The 18,238-nt window shown below is 40.9% G+C and carries 21 protein-coding genes; 13 read left to right on the top strand and 8 right to left on the bottom strand.

Annotated features, from left to right (window positions below):
• Positions 1-3: 3 nt before the first annotated feature.
• From pdhB to lpdA, 3 genes are all read left to right on the top strand, one after another.
• A complete protein-coding gene (gene pdhB, locus C6Y01_RS02825; RefSeq protein WP_012009824.1) occupies positions 4-981 on the top strand; it encodes a pyruvate dehydrogenase complex E1 component subunit beta in 978 nt (325 codons plus the stop codon).
• 107 nt (positions 982-1,088) lie between these two features.
• Positions 1,089-2,429: a dihydrolipoamide acetyltransferase family protein gene (locus C6Y01_RS02820; protein WP_034662667.1), complete on the top strand. Its 1,341-nt coding sequence runs from the start codon at positions 1,089-1,091 to the stop codon at positions 2,427-2,429.
• 4 nt (positions 2,430-2,433) lie between these two features.
• On the top strand, positions 2,434-3,846 hold the full coding sequence (gene lpdA / locus C6Y01_RS02815) for a dihydrolipoyl dehydrogenase (protein ID WP_003211097.1): 1,413 nt from the start codon (positions 2,434-2,436) through the stop codon (positions 3,844-3,846).
• A gap of 118 nt (positions 3,847-3,964) precedes the next feature.
• Here lpdA and C6Y01_RS02810 read toward each other — a convergent pair whose 3' ends face one another.
• Entirely contained in the window at positions 3,965-4,345 is a 381-nt protein-coding gene (locus C6Y01_RS02810; protein ID WP_223249880.1) for a hypothetical protein, read from the bottom strand.
• Between the two features lie 316 nt (positions 4,346-4,661).
• Between C6Y01_RS02810 and C6Y01_RS02800 the strand changes: the two genes are divergently transcribed.
• Positions 4,662-4,781, top strand: a complete 120-nt coding sequence (locus C6Y01_RS02800; protein ID WP_003212464.1) for a GapA-binding peptide SR1P — start codon at positions 4,662-4,664, stop codon at positions 4,779-4,781.
• Positions 4,782-4,824: 43 nt separating this feature from the next.
• On the opposite strand, the gene C6Y01_RS02795 is transcribed toward C6Y01_RS02800, so the two are convergent.
• Entirely contained in the window at positions 4,825-6,297 is a 1,473-nt protein-coding gene (locus C6Y01_RS02795) for an aminotransferase class I/II-fold pyridoxal phosphate-dependent enzyme (RefSeq protein ID WP_106036756.1), read from the bottom strand.
• A gap of 190 nt (positions 6,298-6,487) precedes the next feature.
• Between C6Y01_RS02795 and C6Y01_RS02790 the strand changes: the two genes are divergently transcribed.
• Positions 6,488-6,757 (top strand): UPF0223 family protein, encoded by a 270-nt coding sequence (locus C6Y01_RS02790; RefSeq protein ID WP_034662658.1) that lies wholly within the window; start codon positions 6,488-6,490, stop codon positions 6,755-6,757.
• Positions 6,758-6,788: 31 nt separating this feature from the next.
• Here the strand turns inward: C6Y01_RS02790 and C6Y01_RS02785 are convergent, their stop codons facing one another.
• Positions 6,789-7,424, bottom strand: coding sequence for a DUF1054 domain-containing protein (locus C6Y01_RS02785; protein WP_095285103.1), 636 nt, complete (start codon positions 7,422-7,424; stop codon positions 6,789-6,791).
• Positions 7,425-7,712: 288 nt separating this feature from the next.
• Here C6Y01_RS02785 and C6Y01_RS02780 point away from each other — a divergent pair, with 288 nt between their 5' ends.
• Positions 7,713-7,901, top strand: coding sequence for a hypothetical protein (locus C6Y01_RS02780; protein ID WP_003211901.1), 189 nt, complete (start codon positions 7,713-7,715; stop codon positions 7,899-7,901).
• Between the two features lie 133 nt (positions 7,902-8,034).
• Positions 8,035-8,841, top strand: a complete 807-nt coding sequence (locus C6Y01_RS02775; protein ID WP_034662652.1) for an inositol monophosphatase family protein — start codon at positions 8,035-8,037, stop codon at positions 8,839-8,841.
• A 156-nt stretch (positions 8,842-8,997) separates the two neighbouring features.
• On the opposite strand, the gene C6Y01_RS02770 is transcribed toward C6Y01_RS02775, so the two are convergent.
• A complete protein-coding gene (locus tag C6Y01_RS02770) occupies positions 8,998-9,633 on the bottom strand; it encodes a hypothetical protein (protein WP_066030952.1) in 636 nt (211 codons plus the stop codon).
• 275 nt (positions 9,634-9,908) lie between these two features.
• A complete protein-coding gene (locus C6Y01_RS02765) occupies positions 9,909-10,088 on the bottom strand; it encodes a DUF5325 family protein (RefSeq protein WP_034662648.1) in 180 nt (59 codons plus the stop codon).
• A gap of 113 nt (positions 10,089-10,201) precedes the next feature.
• Here C6Y01_RS02765 and typA point away from each other — a divergent pair, with 113 nt between their 5' ends.
• Both typA and C6Y01_RS02755 read left to right on the top strand, forming a co-directional pair.
• Positions 10,202-12,040 (top strand): translational GTPase TypA, encoded by a 1,839-nt coding sequence (gene typA / locus C6Y01_RS02760; protein ID WP_034662645.1) that lies wholly within the window; start codon positions 10,202-10,204, stop codon positions 12,038-12,040.
• 96 nt (positions 12,041-12,136) lie between these two features.
• Complete coding sequence (locus tag C6Y01_RS02755; RefSeq protein WP_045210084.1) at positions 12,137-12,418, top strand: YlaH-like family protein; 282 nt, start codon at positions 12,137-12,139, stop codon at positions 12,416-12,418.
• 29 nt (positions 12,419-12,447) lie between these two features.
• Here C6Y01_RS02755 and C6Y01_RS02750 read toward each other — a convergent pair whose 3' ends face one another.
• The gene (locus C6Y01_RS02750) at positions 12,448-12,678 is read right to left on the bottom strand and encodes a YlaI family protein (RefSeq protein ID WP_106037796.1); all 231 of its coding nucleotides are present in this window, start codon (positions 12,676-12,678) and stop codon (positions 12,448-12,450) included.
• A 101-nt stretch (positions 12,679-12,779) separates the two neighbouring features.
• Entirely contained in the window at positions 12,780-13,397 is a 618-nt protein-coding gene (locus tag C6Y01_RS02745; RefSeq protein WP_034662638.1) for a YhcN/YlaJ family sporulation lipoprotein, read from the bottom strand.
• 140 nt (positions 13,398-13,537) lie between these two features.
• Here C6Y01_RS02745 and C6Y01_RS02740 point away from each other — a divergent pair, with 140 nt between their 5' ends.
• Entirely contained in the window at positions 13,538-14,860 is a 1,323-nt protein-coding gene (locus C6Y01_RS02740) for a PhoH family protein (RefSeq protein ID WP_034662635.1), read from the top strand.
• A gap of 15 nt (positions 14,861-14,875) precedes the next feature.
• Here the strand turns inward: C6Y01_RS02740 and C6Y01_RS02735 are convergent, their stop codons facing one another.
• Entirely contained in the window at positions 14,876-15,358 is a 483-nt protein-coding gene (locus C6Y01_RS02735) for a hypothetical protein (protein ID WP_034662633.1), read from the bottom strand.
• A 120-nt stretch (positions 15,359-15,478) separates the two neighbouring features.
• Between C6Y01_RS02735 and glsA the strand changes: the two genes are divergently transcribed.
• From glsA to ftsW, 3 genes are all read left to right on the top strand, one after another.
• On the top strand, positions 15,479-16,408 hold the full coding sequence (gene glsA, locus C6Y01_RS02730; RefSeq protein ID WP_034662630.1) for a glutaminase A: 930 nt from the start codon (positions 15,479-15,481) through the stop codon (positions 16,406-16,408).
• A 122-nt stretch (positions 16,409-16,530) separates the two neighbouring features.
• Entirely contained in the window at positions 16,531-16,812 is a 282-nt protein-coding gene (locus C6Y01_RS02725; RefSeq protein ID WP_003212509.1) for an Fpa/YlaN family protein, read from the top strand.
• A 210-nt stretch (positions 16,813-17,022) separates the two neighbouring features.
• Positions 17,023-18,234 (top strand): putative lipid II flippase FtsW, encoded by a 1,212-nt coding sequence (gene ftsW, locus C6Y01_RS02720; protein WP_034662626.1) that lies wholly within the window; start codon positions 17,023-17,025, stop codon positions 18,232-18,234.
• Positions 18,235-18,238: the final 4 nt, after the last annotated feature.

The following is an 18,238-nucleotide window of genomic DNA, read 5'->3' as shown; positions in this document are numbered from 1 at the left end:
GCCATGGCGCAAATGACAATGATTCAAGCGATCACTGATGCGTTACGCACAGAACTGAAAAATGACGAAAACGTTCTCGTTTTCGGAGAAGACGTTGGTAAAAACGGCGGCGTATTCCGTGCGACTGAAGGATTGCAAAAAGAGTTTGGTGAGGATCGTGTATTCGATACTCCACTTGCTGAATCTGGTATTGGCGGTCTTGCAATTGGCCTTGGACTACAAGAATTCCGCCCAGTAATGGAAATTCAATTCTTCGGATTCGTTTACGAAGTATTAGATTCTGTTTCTGGACAAATGGCTCGTATGCGTTACCGTTCTGGCGGACGCTGGCATTCTCCAGTGACAATCCGTTCTCCATTCGGTGGAGGGGTTCATACTCCTGAGCTTCATGCTGACAGCTTAGAAGGTCTTATCGCACAACAGCCTGGTATCAAGGTTGTCATTCCTTCAACACCTTACGATGCAAAAGGACTATTAATTTCTGCAATCCGCGACAACGATCCGGTTGTGTTCCTTGAGCATATGAAACTTTATCGCTCTTTCCGTCAGGAAGTTCCTGAAGAAGAGTACACAATTGAAATCGGTAAAGCTGACGTGAAACGTGAAGGTTCTGACCTTTCAATCATCACTTATGGTGCAATGGTTCACGAATCACTTAAAGCTGCTGAAGAACTTGAAAAAGAAGGCGTTTCTGCTGAAGTGATCGACCTTCGTACAGTAAGCCCGCTTGATATTGAAACAATCATCGCTTCTGTTGAAAAAACAGGTCGTGCGATCGTTGTTCAAGAAGCACAAAAACAAGCTGGTATTGCTGCAAACGTAGTAGCTGAAATCAATGACAGAGCAATCCTTAGCCTAGAAGCACCAGTACTTCGTGTAGCTGCACCTGATACTGTATTTGCTTTCTCTCAAGCTGAGAGCGTATGGCTTCCAAACCATAAAGACGTGCTTGAAACAGCTAAGAAAGTTCTTGAATTTTAATTAAATGACAGAGGGGAAAAGAATTTATTTCTCTTCCCCTTTATCAATTACATGACCGTGTAAATATACACAACAAGGATTCAACAAAATCTAGGAGGCGAAAAACAGTGGCATTTGAATTTAAACTTCCGGACATCGGAGAAGGTATCCACGAAGGTGAGATCGTTAAGTGGTTTGTAAAACCAAACGACGAAATCAATGAAGATGACGTTTTAGCAGAGGTACAAAACGATAAAGCAGTTGTAGAAATTCCTTCACCTGTTAAAGGAAAAGTATTAGAATTAAAAGTTGAAGAGGGAACAGTTGCAACAGTAGGACAAACAATCATTACGTTTGATGCACCTGGTTACGAAAATCTTCAATTTAAAGGCAGCGAAGAAGAAGGCGAAGCAAAAACTGAAGCTCAAGTACAAGGTACTGCTGAAGCTGGTAACGAGCCAGAGAAGAAAGAAGTGGCACAAGAAGAAGCGGCAGCAGCAACTGGTGCAGGCGCACAAGAGCAAGTAGATGCTGATCCAAACAAACGCGTCATCGCTATGCCATCTGTACGTAAATATGCTCGCGAAAAAGGCGTTGAAATTTACAAAGTTGCAGGTTCTGGTAAAAACGGACGTGTGTTAAAAGAAGATATCGACAGCTTCGTTAATGGTGGTTCTGCAGCTCAAGCAGCAGCACCTCAAGCAGCTGAAAGTGCGAAAGAAGAAGCAGCTCCTAAAGCGGCAGCAGCTCCAGTTCTTGAAGGAGAATTCCCAGAAACTCGCGAGAAAATGAGCGGCATCCGCAAAGCGATCGCGAAAGCAATGGTGAACTCTAAGCATACAGCTCCTCACGTAACATTAATGGATGAAGTTGATGTAACGAACCTTGTTGCACATCGTAAACAATTCAAACAAGTTGCAGCTGATCAAGGAATCAAGTTAACTTACTTGCCTTACGTTGTAAAAGCTCTAACTTCTGCTTTGAAAAAGTACCCAGTACTTAACACTTCTATCGATGATAAAACAGATGAAGTTGTTCAAAAGCATTACTACAACATCGGAATTGCAGCTGACACTGAAAAAGGCCTGCTCGTTCCAGTTGTGAAAAATGCAGATCGCAAAGCGATTTTCGAAGTGTCTAACGAAATCAATGAGCTTGCAACAAAAGCACGTGATGGTAAATTGGCTCCAGCTGAAATGAAAGGTGCATCTTGCACAATCACAAACATCGGTTCTGCTGGTGGACAATGGTTTACTCCAGTCATCAACCACCCAGAAGTAGCGATCCTTGGTATTGGCCGTATCGCTGAAAAAGCGGTTGTTCGTGATGGCGAAATCGTTGCAGCTCCAGTCTTAGCTCTTTCCCTTAGCTTTGACCACCGTATGATCGACGGAGCTACTGCGCAAAATGCCCTTAACCACATCAAGCGTTTATTGAATGATCCACAATTAATTTTAATGGAGGCGTAATGTCATGGTAGTAGGAGATTTCCCAATCGAAACAGATACTCTTGTCATCGGTGCAGGTCCTGGTGGATATGTAGCTGCTATTCGTGCTGCACAGCTTGGACAAAAAGTAACAATCGTTGAAAAAGGAACACTTGGCGGTGTATGTCTAAACGTTGGCTGTATTCCTTCAAAAGCATTAATCAATGCTGGCCATCGTTTTGAAAATGCTAAGCATTCTGAAGACATGGGTATCAAAGCTGAAAACGTAACAGTTGATTTCACAAAAGTTCAAGAGTGGAAAGCTTCTGTTGTAAACAAATTAACAGGTGGAGTTCAAGGTCTTCTTAAAGGAAATAAAGTAGACATCGTTAAAGGTGAAGCTTATTTCGTAGACAGCAACTCTGTACGTGTAATGGATGAAAATTCAGCACAGACTTACACTTTCAAAAATGCAATTCTTGCAACTGGATCTCGTCCAATTGAATTGCCTACTTTTAAATACACAGACCGCGTGATCAACTCAACTGGTGCTTTAGCGCTTAAAGAAGTACCTAAGAAGTTAGTTGTGATCGGTGGTGGATATATCGGTACTGAGCTTGGTACTGCTTATGCAAACTTTGGAACAGAAGTTGTCATCCTTGAAGGTGGAGACGAAATCCTTCCAGGTTTCGAAAAGCAAATGAGCTCATTGGTTAAACGTAACCTGAAGAAAAAAGGAAACGTTGAAATCCATACAAACGCTCTTGCAAAAGGCGTTGAAGAAAAATCTGATGGTGTCACTGTTACTTTCGAAGTAAAAGGTGAAGAAAAAACAGTTGATGCTGATTACGTACTTGTGACTGTTGGTCGTCGTCCAAACACAGATGAGCTTGGTCTTGAGCAAGTTGGTGTTGAATTGACTGACCGCGGAGTTGTCAAAACAGACAAACAATGCCGTACAAGCGTATCTAACATCTATGCAATTGGTGACATCGTTGATGGACCACCACTTGCACACAAAGCTTCTTACGAAGGTAAAATTGCAGCTGAAGCAATCGCTGGAGAGCCAGCTGAAATTGATTACCTTGGTATTCCTGCTGTTGTATTCTCTGAGCCAGAACTTGCAACTGTTGGATACACTGAAGCAGAAGCAAAAGAAGAAGGAATCGACATCGTTGCAGCGAAATTCCCATTCGCAGCAAACGGACGTGCACTTTCTCTTGATGCAACTGATGGCTTCATGAAGATGATCACTCGTAAAGAGGATGGTCTTGTGATCGGTGCACAAATCGCAGGTGTTGGCGCTTCTGATATGATTTCAGAGCTTAGCCTTGCAATCGAAGCTGGAGTGACTGCTGAAGATATCGCAATGACAATTCACGCTCACCCAACTTTAGGTGAAATTACAATGGAAACGGCTGAAGTAGCAATTGGAAGCCCAATTCATATCGTAAAATAATGAACCTATTAAAACCCTCTTCTTGATGGAGAGGGTTTTTTTGAGCGCTCCCATATGAAAAACCCCTCATGAGATGAGGGGCTTTTTCATATGGATATATAAGTGCAAGGTTAGGCCATTAATTTGTATTCACGCGGTCTAAAGCGTGGCATAAGGGCGATAAAATTTCCTCTTTGCTGCTGACATTTCCTTCAACCTTCACAATGACTTTTTCATTATTTACAAGTAAAATAGCCGGCAATTCGTCTACTTCATTTTTCCAGCCTTTACGATCTTCTTTCACAATCATCTTTGACATTTCCTTCGGATATTCATTCTTTAAATCGAGGACTGCATCATAATAAGGACTTTCTTTATCAAGATTTTCTGCATCTGTAAAAAAGAGAATTCTTGGTTTCTGAATATGACTGACTTGGTCGGTCTGATTCGGTATGATATACGCAAATGAGCATGAACTAAGTACAAAGAGCATGGGGAATATAATGAGAAGTGACCTCATAAAATTCAATCTATTCACCTCAAAATCCTTTGGGGTTGTCCCAACATTTTTAGGAGCTGGTTACCTGTTAGTCACTCTAGTGTATCATGTCCTTTTTGACAATTTTCGATTGTTACTCAATTGTTACAGAATTGATATGAAGCAAAATACAATTGAAACGTTCCCTCAATATGATGAGAAAAAAGCACATAATCATAAAAAATATTTAAATGTGTCATACAATTAACCGTTGACAACTTAAATGTGACATCATATTATAGAGATATGAAATAGATTAAACGCTTTCAAATTATGAATGAAGAAAAGGGGAATGTACGTGGGTACAATTATTTGTCAAGATTGCAATGAAACCATTGATCAATTTGAAAATGAAAAAGTGACAACGCTATACGGAACGTGTGGTCACTGTCATTGCTGTGATGAAGCCTCTGAATAAATAAAAAAGCATGCAGCTCCATTTGGGGCTGCATGTTTCTTTTTTATAAAATTGGTTTTTGTTCTTTAATCACGCGGATCATTTCAAGCGTTGAATCTTCTGGTCCTTGGACAGGGAGACCAATTTCAATGTTTTTAAAGATATATGAGATATTTTCTTCTGTGATAATTTCTCCTGGTATAAAAATAGGAATGCCTGGCGGGTACACCATAACAAACTCTGCGATGATGCGGCCCGCTGCTTCTTTAAACGGAACCACTTCTGTTGTGGCGTAAAAGGCGTCACGCGGCGTCATGGCAAGCGATGGAATCTCAGGCAGCAGGACTTCTGTGACCGCTTGTGTGCCGCTCTCACTTGTAGAGGTTGCGGCAATTTCCTTCATAGCCGTTATAAGCGTATCGATTGTTTCATCAGAATCACCAGGGGTCACAATACATAAAATGTTGTAAAGGTCAGAGAGCTCCACTTCAATCCGGTAGCTTTCTCTCAGCCATTTTTCGACATCATGGCCATTTAGCCCAAGGTCTTTAATTGAGATAATTAATTTCGTTGGGTCATAATCGTACGTAGAAGCTGAACCGAGTATTTCCTTGCCAATACACGTAATGCCATCAATTTGGTTCAAACGGTTTCTCGCTGATTCAGCCAAACGGATGGCTTCATCTGCAAGTGCCTTTCCTTCAGTGGCTAATCGCTTTCGAGCGACATCAAGTGACGCCAAGAGCAAATAAGAAGTAGACGTTGTCGTCAGCATGCTCAAAATCGATTGTACGCGATCTTTTGAGACAAGCCCTTCCTTCATATTTAAAATAGAGCTCTGGGTAAGGGAACCGCCGAGTTTATGGACACTTGTTGCTGCCATGTCGGCACCTGCCTGCATCGCAGATAGTGGAAGCTCATCGTGAAAATGAATATGCACGCCGTGTGCTTCATCGACAAGGACAGGCACATGAAATGAATGGGCAATGTCTACAATCGATTTTAAGTCTGCTGAAACCCCAAAATATGTCGGATTAATCACAAGCAGACCTTTTGCATCTGGGTGCTCCGTGAGCGCCTTTTTCGCTGATTCTGGTGTAATGCCGTGAGAGATGCCAAGCTCTTTGTCTATTTCTGGGTGAATAAAAACAGGAACTGCGCCAGAAAATACAATGGCGGACATAATCGATTTATGGACGTTGCGCGGAATGATGATTTTATCTCCAGGTCCGCATACGGTCATCACCATTGTCATGATGGCGCCGCTTGTTCCTTGAATGGAGAAGAATGTATGGTCAGCACCGAATGCTTCAGCAGCGAGCTCCTGTGCTTCTTTTATCATCCCTCGAGGTGAATGTAAATCATCGAGAGGTTCTATATTAATGAGATCAATGCTTAATGCATTGTCGCCAATGAATGCTCTAAATTCAGGGTCCATTCCGGCTCCTTTTTTATGGCCTGGAATGTGAAATTGGACTGGATTGGTTGCTGCATGCTTTTTTAGTCCAGTGTATAAGGGTGTATCATGTTGTGACAATTGCTTTCCCACCTTCATCGAAATACCTGCTATTATTGTGCCAATAATGGCAGATTTCATTGCATAAAACAAAAGAATTATATTATGAACTGATCGGAATGTAAAGCATAAAATCAATCGGTTTCTGATCGAACAGATGCTATAATAAAAGTTCAAATAAGAAATGAGTGTTAAAGTGAGGGACAAGTAAATGGAATATCAATATCCAATGGATGTCGACTGGACGACAGAGGAAAAGATTGCCGTTATTTCGTTTTTTCAAGCTGTTGAAAAAGCCTATGAAAAAGGAATTGCGAAGCAGGAGTTATTAGATACTTATAAACGATTTAAAGAGGTTGTGCCATCAAAAGCAGAGGAAAAGACGCATTGTGCAGCGTTTGAAAAGGAAAGCGGGTATTCTCCTTATCGTACAGTGAAATCTGCAAGAGAGGCAGAAGAGACAGCCATTATACGTATGTAAGAAAAAACGAGCCTGCATGGGCTCGTTTTTTTTATACAGATTCTTTTTGTGTAAAGCGGTATAGATAAGTCAACGTGCGGAAGGCATCTTCGATTTTTGATAAGAATTCTTCATTATTCATTTGAACGACTTCTTCTCTAGGCAGCTGAATGCCGCAAAGGAGCTCAGCTTTTTTCACCGTTTGGACACGTTCAAACAGCGTTTTCAGCTGTTCTGCATCAAGCTCGCTGTGACGCATGACATCTGGTTTCATATGATCTTTAGACCAAACAAAATCTTGTGGTATTTTCTTCTGAATGGTATCTAGTTCTTTTTCGAACAGCTGACCATACTCGCCTTTCACAGGAGATTCATAAATGAGCGCAAACCATACAAAGACATGTGTTTTCCAAAGCCCAATTTGAAAATGAGGGAGTTTTTTATACCCACGCTTGCTGTTTGCAAAAGCAACCCACGTATCATTTGGCGGATTGACTGACCTTCTAGCGTGCTTTGCGACATGTACAAACATTTCGTCTCCTGTAATAGAAGAAAGAAGTGGTGCAAAGTGTTCACCAAGTGCCTCAAGCTTTGGACGGACTCTTTCTTTTAATACGGTCATTCGTTCATCTAAACCGTCAACTGTAAATGTCTCAAAATCTTCATCTCTAAAACGCATTTCACTCATATTATGCCTCCTGTATTCTTTCGCTGATCATATTTTATCATAGCTTGGGTTAAGCTCAAAAAAAGATGCACCAACAGATCAAAGATTGTAGAGGAAATAGGGCAGCGTTTAAAAACAACGATTTTGTGGTACATAACAAATAGGTAAAGACACAATTTTTAGAATGTCGTTGCGGTTATGCGATCGCTTCATACGATATAAGCAAGAACCAATTCTCTTATCGATTGAATTTTTTATCAATGAAAACTGACAAGGATTGAATCATTCTCTGGAAGGGGCGTTGACCAAATGAAGCAAATCGTGAAGCAGGGGTATAGACAGGAGAAGAAGAATCGCATCGCTGTGTGGAGATTAGAGGTGGATTATGAGCTTTCTACGCTTCATGAAGCCATCGAGCAAAAAGATGACATCCAAATCGAACGCAGCAAACGAAAGCTTGAGCGCCTAAGAAAAGAATGGGAGCAGCTTAAAGGGTAAAACAAGGTGAGGTAAAAACGAACCAATTCATCGGTTCGTTTTTGTATGAAGCTGCTTTTTTCTTGCTTTTACGTACATAATATCAGTATGCTAAAACAAATAGGTATTACATAGAAAAGAGGTTTACAGTCTGATGACAAACTGGGTGGAAATTGACCGTCTTGCAAAGCTTTGGGTAAAAGAAGCAGGAAGCCGTATTAAAGCCTCCATGCAGGAAGGTCTATCAATTGAAACAAAATCAAATCCAAATGATCTTGTCACTAATATCGATAAAGAAACAGAACGTTTTTTCATTGAAAAGATACAATCGACATTTTCAGATCATCACATTTTAGGAGAAGAGGGACAAGGGGAAGAGGTGACCTCACTTGATGGGATCGTGTGGATCATTGATCCGATCGATGGCACAATGAACTTTGTCCATCAAAAACGCAACTTTGCCATTTCAATCGGGATATTTGAAAATGGCATAGGGAAAATCGGTCTTATTTATGACGTCATTCATGACGAGCTTTACCATGCGGTCAAAGGAGAAGGGGCCTATATGAATGATACCCTGCTTCCGCCATTAAAAGATGTAGCGATTGATAAAGCCATTGTCGGCATTAACCCGACCTGGGCGATCGAAAGCCCTTATTTTGATGCTAAACCGTTTGCCCGTCTCGTGCGTGATGTGAGAGGGACGAGAACGATTGGATCAGCTGCCCTTGAGCTCGCTTATATCGCAAGCGGCAGAAGTGACGCATACGTCACGTTAAGGCTTGCGCCATGGGATTATGCAGCAGGCTGTGTGCTTCTAGATGAAGTAGGGGCAGTCTACTCAAATATACACGGAGAACGCCTAACGTTTCTAGAGAAAAACAGCATCGTCGCCGGAAATCGATCCGTTTGTGAAAAGATCTTGCACGATTACATAAAACGCAGTGAAAATAAAAAATAAACCAAATCACTTCATGAGAATGAAGTGATTTTTTGTGTTTGATGAAACTTTTTGGTAACAAATGACTAGTTGTCGATATGAAAAAGTCAAGTGATCATTCTTTATTGGCTGAAATAAAAAACCCCTATCTGGGCGAACCAGATGGGGGTTTTGTGCTTAGCTTAATTTTTCTTTTGCCATTTGAACTGCATCATAGAACGTTTTTAATTGCTCTTGAGGAATTTTCTTAAGCATTTGGTTGAAAACAAGTAATTCAGTAGAGCTGAATCCAAGACCTTTTGCAATTTTTGAATCAATTACAACGTTTCCTTTTTTGTCTAGAACAAGTGCATCACCAGCAAGATCAGCAAGTCTGATCACTGATTTGAAAAGCTTTTCGAATTTAGCTGCTTCTTCTTTCGTAAGACCAAGTTCAACAGCTTTTGCTGAATCAAAGATCAATTTCCCTTTTTCGTTTTTAGTGATGCTTTCACTGAAAACGATTGTAAGAACAGCTGCGCGATCTAAGAATTTCTCAGCAGTCGCCGCTTCTTCTTCAGTTAGTCCGAGCTCAACAGCTTTTTTCACATCAAATGTGTAGCTGTTGTCTTCTTCAACAAATGAATTGATGAGAATGTTGATGACGCGCTCGTTTTTCTCCAATAATTCTTTAATGATTTGCTGCTGCTCGAAAGGAATCCCTTTGAAAGTTGCAGCACTTGCTTGCCCAGGAGCTACTGTTGTGAAGGTAAGGATAATAGCTAAAGCGAAAAATACAACAGAGCTGAGCGATTTGCTCAAAAACTTCTTCATGCTTCTTTTCTCTCCCTTTTCTGTTAAATTTTGTTGCAAGAACAGCATACCATGAGAAACTTTGTGGAAGAATAGGAAAATTGTAACTTTATGTTTGGTTTTGGAGAACTATAAACGTTATTGTCGAAAAATGAAGAGGTTCAGATTGCTTACTTTTGCCAATTCTATATGATATGTTTTGTCTCTACACTCGAGCTTTCATAGGTGGTTGGTCTTATTTTTACTCAAAATAAAAAGCCTTCTACATGTAGAATGTAAAAGGCTTTTGAGGAATTTTATGATTGCACGTTTAATTTTCTTTTTAATGTAAATCCTGTACCCATGAAAATCATGGCGAACATAATACTTAGACAAATACCCAGCACGTTTTTTTCTGCAAGAGATACCCCAATAAACGCCATACTGACAACTGCAAGTAATGCACATAATAATAGAAGCCATTTGATTTGTTTCATTTGTCTCCATCCCTTTTTTTAGAGTTAATATAAGTTTACAGAAAAACGATCGGCATTTAAAGGGGATTGTGATATAATATGAAAGTTATCTAATTATTTTAGGAGATGAAAATGTGAAACTTCGAAAAGATCTTCGCAACATCGCAATTATTGCCCACGTTGACCATGGTAAAACGACGCTTGTTGACCAATTGCTCCATCAAGCTGGTACTTTCCGTGCGAATGAAAATATCGCTGAGAGAGCCATGGATTCAAATGATTTAGAGCGAGAGCGCGGTATTACGATTTTAGCTAAAAATACTGCGATCCATTATAAAGATACACGCATTAATATTTTAGATACACCAGGACACGCCGATTTCGGTGGTGAAGTTGAGCGTATCATGAAAATGGTAGATGGTGTACTTCTCGTTGTGGATGCTTATGAAGGCTGTATGCCTCAAACACGCTTTGTGCTGAAAAAAGCACTTGAGCAAAACTTAACACCAATCGTTGTTGTCAACAAAATTGACCGCGACTTTGCTCGTCCGGCTGAAGTAGTCGATGAAGTAATTGACTTGTTCATTGAATTGGATGCAACAGAAGAACAGCTTGAATTCCCAGTTGTCTATGCATCAGCAATCAATGGTACAGCAAGTAACGATGCGAGCAAGCAAGATGAAAACATGGAATCTTTGTTTGAAGCCATTGTGAACCATATCCCTTGCCCAGTTGATAACCATGAAGAGCCGCTTCAATTCCAAGTGGCACTACTTGATTACAATGATTATGTTGGAAGAATCGGGATCGGCCGTGTATTCAGAGGAACAATGCAAGTAGGACAGCAAGTGGCCTTAATGAAAGTTGACGGCAGTGTGAAACAATTCCGTGTGACAAAGATTTTTGGTTTCCAAGGGTTAAAACGAGTGGAAATCAACGAAGCGAAAGCAGGAGATCTTGTTGCTGTATCGGGAATGGAAGACATCAACGTAGGTGAAACGGTTTGTCCGGTAGAACACCAAGAGGCCCTGCCAATCCTTCGTATTGATGAGCCGACACTTCAAATGACGTTTGTTGTAAACAACAGCCCATTTGCAGGCCGTGAAGGAAAATACGTGACATCACGTAAAATTGAAGAGCGCTTAGAGCAGCAGCTTCAAACAGACGTCAGTCTTCGTGTGGATCCAACTGATTCACCTGATGCTTGGGTTGTATCTGGACGCGGAGAGCTTCACTTATCCATTCTTATTGAGAATATGAGACGTGAAGGATTTGAATTACAAGTATCGAAGCCAGAAGTTATTGTAAAAGAAGTTGATGGTGTTCGATGTGAGCCTGTTGAACGCGTTCAAATTGATGTACCAGAAGAGCACACTGGCTCTATCATGGAATCAATGGGCGCAAGAAAAGGTGAAATGATTGACATGATCAATAATGGTAACGGTCAAGTTCGCCTGATCTTTACAGTGCCATCACGTGGTTTAATCGGATATACAACTGAATTTCTTTCATTAACTCGTGGTTTTGGTATTTTAAACCATACGTTTGACAGCTATCAGCCAATGCAGTCTGGCCAAGTTGGCGGACGCCGTCAAGGTGTACTTGTTTCAATGGAAACAGGTAAAGCGACTGCTTACGGAATCCAAGGCGTTGAAGAGCGCGGTGTGATCTTCGTTGAGCCGGGTACTGAAGTATACCAAGGAATGATTGTTGGTGAGCATAACCGTGAGAACGATCTTGTTGTCAACGTGAGCCGTATGAAACAACAAACAAACGTACGTTCAGCGACGAAAGATCAAACGGTGAGCATGAAGAAACCACGTATTATGTCACTTGAGGAATCTCTTGAGTACTTGAATGAAGACGAATACTGTGAGGTTACACCTGAATCGATTCGTTTAAGAAAGAAAATTTTAGATAAAAACGAACGTGAGAAAGCAGCGAAGAAGAAAAAGCTAGCAGGATTATCGTAATTCCATGAAGAATTAAAAAGATAGAACCCTGAAAGATAAGGGGAGGGAATCTTTTTGAATGATCAGGAAGTAAGTGAAAATCTATCCTTTTTCGCGATGCTGTTTCGTGTCGATGAAAATCCGCAAACAGGGATGTGGCTCCTATATGGTACCATCCTTGTTTTAGCGATTATTGTTTTTAAGCTCGGCTTTGCTAGACGTTTACCGATTTTAAAAGCACTCGTGATTTACTTGTTTTTGATTTTTGGCTGCACGTTTCTCACATTTCTAGGAATCTTTCTGCCAGTAGCGGAAGGCCTAGTCGTGGCAGCTGCCATTTTGATTATTTATAAAATACGGCTGCATCGTGCAAAAAAAGAAGGAAGAGTGAATACGTAAAAAAGACCTGAACATGTGTCAGGTCTTTTTTATGTCTTTTGTTCTTTTTTTCCTTTTTTCTTCTTTTTCTCTTTCGTCGCAGGATCTTGATAAAGAGAGAATCTGCCAGTTTTGATGCGTACTTCTGTCTTTACTTTAATGCGTTCCTGACAGTCATCGCACATATATGTATGAATCGGTCGATTTCTTAACCGCTTAGCAACGAGTGTATCATCATCAATGGTTTCAAGCTTCTCACATAATGAGCACTTCACTCTCATCATTTTCACCTCACTTATTGCATTTATTATAGCATGTTTTCTAAGCACTTGAAATCAGCGTAGAAAAAGGCTTATATCACAGGAGATATAAGCCGTTCTCTTTATTTCTTCTGATTCATATGATGGTTTGATTGATCATTTTGATGTTTGTCTAACTGCTTTTGATCGTTTTGTTTGAGCTGATCATTTGGCTCATTCGTCGGGTCTTTTTCGTGACGATCGATTTCATTTCTCGGCATCTCTGGCATCACGCGGCCGACAATGGCAGCTAGTTCATCCATAATACCACTTACAGGACGGCCTGCTTGTATTTCTTTGCCCATTTCTTTTAACCGGCTGACTGTATCCGGATCAGCGACTACAACAGCATTCGCACCTTCTGGGTCATTTTTCAGCGCTTTTGCAACTGAATATTTAATGGTTTCTACTTTGCTTCTATCTAAATCATCTTTTACATCAATACCAACAACAGCATAGCGGCCGATGACGATCGCCGTTGCATCATTGACATCTGCTACGTTCTCTGTCACTTTGACAAGATGCTGCGCAACATCTGTGGATGAACGGGCTTGATTGGTCTTTTTCTTTGTTGAGTCTGACACCCGTACTACGTGCTGGCGTCCATCTTGCTTGTCCAGTGCTTCTGGCTTTTCCTGCTGCTGGCAAGCGCCCAACAGAATGATGGCTTGAATCATGAATAATGTCATAAATAGTCGCATCTATATTCCCTCCTTCACAAACTGCATGATTTATTTTATTGTTGAATTAACCTTCTAACTTTATTCATGAAAACATATATTTTAACAATCGTTTTGGGAAAGACAAGGATGAATGAAACCCCGATCAGGAGGCGAAGGACCTGAGTAAAATTTATGTATTAGACACAAATGTGTTATTACAGGATCCGAATTCAATCTTTTCATTTGAAGACAACGAGGTCGTCATACCAGCCGTTGTGTTAGAAGAAGTAGACTCGAAAAAGAGATATATGGACGAGGTTGGGCAAAATGCCCGGCGTGTCTCACGCTTAATCGACGGTTTAAGATCGAAAGGGAAACTGCATGAAAAAATTACACTAGAATCAAAAGGGACGCTGCGCATTGAACTGAATCACCGCTCCTTCCATGAGCTTCAAGAAATTTTTATTGAAAAAACGAACGATAATCGGATTTTGGCAGTCGCGAAAAATTTGAGCTTAGAGGAAGAAACAAAACCTCATGGCCGGCCTGTCATTTTGGTCAGCAAGGATGTCTTAGTGCGGGTAAAGGCGGATGCCATAGGGCTTCAAGCAGAAGACTTCTTAAGTGACCGTGTTCTGCAAAATGAAGACATCGATAATGGCTATCATGAGCTCTACATTCCGACTGAGCAATTGAATACATTTTATAAGCAAAATCAATTACCAATAAAAGAGGTCACAAGTGCACCATTCAACCCTCATCAATTTGTCATCATGAAGGGAAATGAAGGCGGTTCTGCTTTAGGAATGCTTGATCTAAAGGCAGAGCATGTGAAACGTCTCGTTTATGATCAAGAGTATATTTGGGGAATCCGTCCAAAAAATGTCCAGCAGACGATGGCACTCGAGCTGCTTTTGCGCCGTGACATTCCGCTCGTGACGCTGATCGGAAAAGCGGGGACTGGTAAAACATTGCTTGCACTTGCTGCCGGATTAATGCAGACAGAGGACCTCGGTATGTTTAAAAAATTGATCGTGGCGCGCTCAATCGTACCTGTTGGGAAAGACTTAGGCTACTTGCCAGGAGAAAAGGAAGAAAAGCTCAGACCATGGATGCAGCCGATCTATGACAACCTAGAGTTTTTATTTAATACAAAAAAGCCTGGAGAGCTTGATGCGATTTTGGCGGGAATTGGATCTATTCAAGTCGAAGCATTAACGTATATCCGGGGAAGAAGTATACCTGATCAATTTATTATCATTGATGAGGCGCAGAATTTAACAAAGCACGAGGTGAAAACATTATTAACGCGAGTCGGAGAAGGAAGTAAAATTGTGCTGATGGGAGATCCAGAGCAGATTGATCATCCTTATTTAGACAGCTTAAATAATGGGCTAACGTATGTGATCGAGCGGTTCAAAGGACAGCAAATCTCTGGACATGTCAAGCTTGTCAAAGGAGAAAGGTCTGGACTTGCACAGCTTGCCGCTGATTTGCTATAGTCCAGACCCTCTGACTTATGTAATCATCAGCTCTTTGACACCTTTTATCGGCTGAGTGAGGTTGGACTGATCCGCGAAATAGACGTGGATTGGTCCTTCTTCTGTGATTGGCTTACCATTTTGGCTGAAATGAGCAATACTCTCCATTGCCTGAGAAAGCGGCACAGCAATTGTACCTGTTTCTGTGACAAATTCGCACGTATCCGCATGTTCAAGCGGCTCAGCATTTTTTAGCATATCGCCAAGCTTCATCCCGAAGCTGCCTGTGACAAGTCTTTCCTTTTCGTACTTCTTCTCTGTTTTTAACGTGGGTGGAAGTGTTTGACCTTCTCTTATGACCCGCTCTTGGTCAAGCTCCTGATCTAGCTGATTCTCTTCACTTTCTGCACTTTTTTCAAAGAATGAATCCATTAAAAATTTACGGTCATCAAAAATCCATACACTTGGATCAATGGTGATCTTGTACTGTACGTTCCCCTTGATTTGAATGATGCTCATGTTCAAGACAACCCCTTTCCAACATAAATTATAGAAGTTTTCCCCCGCTTTGTCACTTTCATAAACATGCGTCTCCTTGTACACACTAATCTTACATGAAAGATAGGGAGGATATTAGGCATGGCATGTCGCGACAATGAAGAGCTTCAGCGATTTGTAGAAGAAGCAAAAAAAGTGGCCAAAGATGGTCAAGTAGCATCCTATATTCCCGCACTCGGCAAAGCGGATCAGACGGATTTATCTGTGGCTGTGTATCATGTGAGTAATACGTGCCACTCGGCAGGAGATGTAGATAAACGTTTTACTCTTCAAAGCATTTCAAAAGTATTAGCACTTGCGCTCGTGCTCTCAGAAGAAGGACCAAAAAAAGTATTTCAATTTGTTGGACAAGAACCAACAGGTGACCCGTTTAATTCGATGATCAAACTGGAAACAGCGAGCCCGAATAAACCGCTGAATCCAATGATTAATGCAGGGGCGCTCGCAGTCACGAGTTTAATCAGAGGAGCGACTCCGCAAGATCAGCTGAGCCGTTTGCTTGGCTTCATTAGAGAGCTGGCAAATGACAAAAGCATTACATACTGCAAAGAAACAGCTGCCTCCGAATTTGAGACATCCATGATTAACCGGGCGATGTGCTATTATATGAAGCAATATCATATTATTAGAGGGAACGTAGAAGAAGTCATGGACGTCTATACGAAACAATGTGCCATCATGATGAACAGCTTGGATTTGGCGAAAATTGCTTGTGTTTTTTCATTAGACGGCAGACATCCAGAGACGGGTAAGCAGATTCTTTCGAAAGATGTCGCTAGAATTTGTAAAACCTTTATGGTGACGTGCGGCATGTACAATGCGAGCGGAGAATTTGCCATTAACATCGGAATTCCTGCTAAAAGCGGTGTCTCAGGCGGGATTATGGGGGCGGCACCATATGATTTCGGGATCGGTATCTTCGGTCCAGCTCTGGATGAAAAAGGGAATAGTATTGCTGGGATTAAGCTGCTTGAGCTGATGAGTGAAAAATATGAGATGAGTATCTTTTAATGAAGGAAGGCTTCTTTTTATTTTTACAAAGCGAACTGTACAAATCTGCTTGCAATTTTGGGCGTTTCGCTTTATGATAAATAGAAGAATTAGGTACTCGCCTGGGGAACGGAGGGATACTTTTGGCGTCAGAAATTTTAGTCGATCATCGGCAAAAAGCACTGGCTTTATTAAAATTGGATGCAGATAAAATTTTAAAATTGATCCAAGTGCAAATGGACAACTTAACGATGCCGCAATGTCCTCTTTATGAAGAGGTTTTAGATACTCAAATGTTCGGATTATCGAGAGAAATTGATTTTGCTGTCCGGCTTGGATTAGTTGATCAACATGAAGGTAAGAAACTACTCGATAAACTTGAGAGAGAGCTTTCCGCACTTCATGATGCGTTCACAAAAAAATAATGATTGAAAACTCAAACTTCCACAACATAAGTTTGAGTTTTTTTGTCCTCTATTTTCTTTTCATTGATTGATGTCAAACGGACTTGATTCTTTCATGAATGACGAACAATATAAAAGAGGTAAAACGAGATCAAACGGAGAAAATGTAGTAGAATAAAAACAGCTAAGAGGATATCAAGCAGTAGAAACAGACGTTAGGAAGAGGATTATATGTTAAAGAGAATGCTAAAATCGTATGACTACTCATTATTGTTCGCCATTATCTTAATTAGCGCATTCGGTTTGGTCATGGTGTATAGCTCAAGTATGATTACATCTGTGATCAGATACGATGCCGCACCAGATAATTTTTTTAAGAAACAGCTTTTATTTATGATCGTTGGAGCGGTCATCTTGTTCTTTACAGCACTAGTTCCATATCAGCTGTTTTCAAATAAGAAATTTCAGATCGGTATGCTGCTGCTATCAGTGTTTTCACTCATCTATGTGTACTTTGGCGGTCATATTGCAGGGAACGCAAGAAGCTGGATTAAAATAGGCCCATTTAGTCTTCAGCCAGCGGAATTTGTGAAGATTGTCGTCATTATCTATCTTGCTGCTGTGTATGCAAAAAAGCAGCATTATATTGATCATATTTTACGAGGAGTCACACCTCCCATCGTGATTGTCTCGATCTTATGCGGATTTATCATTTTGCAGCCAGACTATGGGACAGCCTTTATCATTGGCATGATTGCCCTTGCGATGATTTTATGCTCAGGCTTTAGCGGGAAAACACTTGCGAAGCTGCTGGCGCTATTTAGTGCCGTGATGGTCGTCGTGACCCCATTTATTATTCTTTTTTGGGATAAAATTTTCACGCAAAATCGTCTCGGGCGTTTTGAGAGTTTCCAAGATCCATTTAAAGATGCAGGGGCGACTGGACATCAATTGATTAATTCCTATTATGCCATTGGATCAGGCGGCTTTTTTGGACTGGGTCTCGGAGAAAGCGTTCAAAAGTACGGATATCTTCCAGAGCCGCATACAGATTTTATCATGGCGATCATTTCAGAAGAGCTTGGCTTTTTCGGTGTATTTTTTGTTCTCGCTCTCCTTGGCTTCATCGTCGTGAAAGGTTTTTATATTGCAAGAAAGTGTGAAGATCCATTTGGAAGTTTGCTTGCAATAGGAATTTCCTCCATGATTGCGATCCAAACATGCATTAATTTAGGCGGTGTTTCAGGTCTGATTCCGATTACAGGGGTCACACTTCCATTTATCAGCTACGGGGGATCGTCCATCATTTTACTTAGCGGCTGTATGGGAATATTGCTGAATATCAGCATGTTTACTGAATATAAAGAGCGTTACAAAAAGAAAAAATCAATGAGCAAGCCATCAGTTCAAAAAAATGGATTGCAGAAAACTTTGAATCTTTAGAAAA

This window comes from Bacillus sp. NMCC46 (genome assembly GCF_002998465.1).
Lineage (GTDB): Bacteria > Bacillota > Bacilli > Bacillales > Bacillaceae > Bacillus.
The sequence above is the reverse complement of the archived record's forward strand: the minus strand, read 5'-3'. Positions and strand labels throughout refer to the sequence as shown.

What these genes read in the sequence shown, in the direction of transcription:
- pdhB (WP_012009824.1), top strand. Translation starts at nt 4, where the DNA reads ATGGCGCAAATGACAATGATTCAAGCGATCACTGATGCGTTACGCACA.
- lpdA (WP_003211097.1), top strand. Translation starts at nt 2,434, where the DNA reads ATGGTAGTAGGAGATTTCCCAATCGAAACAGATACTCTTGTCATCGGT.
- C6Y01_RS02810 (WP_223249880.1), bottom strand. Translation starts at nt 4,345, where the DNA reads ATGAGGTCACTTCTCATTATATTCCCCATGCTCTTTGTACTTAGTTCA.
- C6Y01_RS02790 (WP_034662658.1), top strand. Translation starts at nt 6,488, where the DNA reads ATGGAATATCAATATCCAATGGATGTCGACTGGACGACAGAGGAAAAG.
- C6Y01_RS02785 (WP_095285103.1), bottom strand. Translation starts at nt 7,424, where the DNA reads ATGAGTGAAATGCGTTTTAGAGATGAAGATTTTGAGACATTTACAGTT.
- C6Y01_RS02780 (WP_003211901.1), top strand. Translation starts at nt 7,713, where the DNA reads ATGAAGCAAATCGTGAAGCAGGGGTATAGACAGGAGAAGAAGAATCGC.
- C6Y01_RS02775 (WP_034662652.1), top strand. Translation starts at nt 8,035, where the DNA reads ATGACAAACTGGGTGGAAATTGACCGTCTTGCAAAGCTTTGGGTAAAA.
- C6Y01_RS02770 (WP_066030952.1), bottom strand. Translation starts at nt 9,633, where the DNA reads ATGAAGAAGTTTTTGAGCAAATCGCTCAGCTCTGTTGTATTTTTCGCT.
- C6Y01_RS02765 (WP_034662648.1), bottom strand. Translation starts at nt 10,088, where the DNA reads ATGAAACAAATCAAATGGCTTCTATTATTATGTGCATTACTTGCAGTT.
- C6Y01_RS02755 (WP_045210084.1), top strand. Translation starts at nt 12,137, where the DNA reads ATGCTGTTTCGTGTCGATGAAAATCCGCAAACAGGGATGTGGCTCCTA.
- C6Y01_RS02750 (WP_106037796.1), bottom strand. Translation starts at nt 12,678, where the DNA reads ATGAGAGTGAAGTGCTCATTATGTGAGAAGCTTGAAACCATTGATGAT.
- C6Y01_RS02745 (WP_034662638.1), bottom strand. Translation starts at nt 13,397, where the DNA reads ATGCGACTATTTATGACATTATTCATGATTCAAGCCATCATTCTGTTG.
- C6Y01_RS02735 (WP_034662633.1), bottom strand. Translation starts at nt 15,358, where the DNA reads ATGAGCATCATTCAAATCAAGGGGAACGTACAGTACAAGATCACCATT.
- glsA (WP_034662630.1), top strand. Translation starts at nt 15,479, where the DNA reads ATGGCATGTCGCGACAATGAAGAGCTTCAGCGATTTGTAGAAGAAGCA.
- ftsW (WP_034662626.1), top strand. Translation starts at nt 17,023, where the DNA reads ATGTTAAAGAGAATGCTAAAATCGTATGACTACTCATTATTGTTCGCC.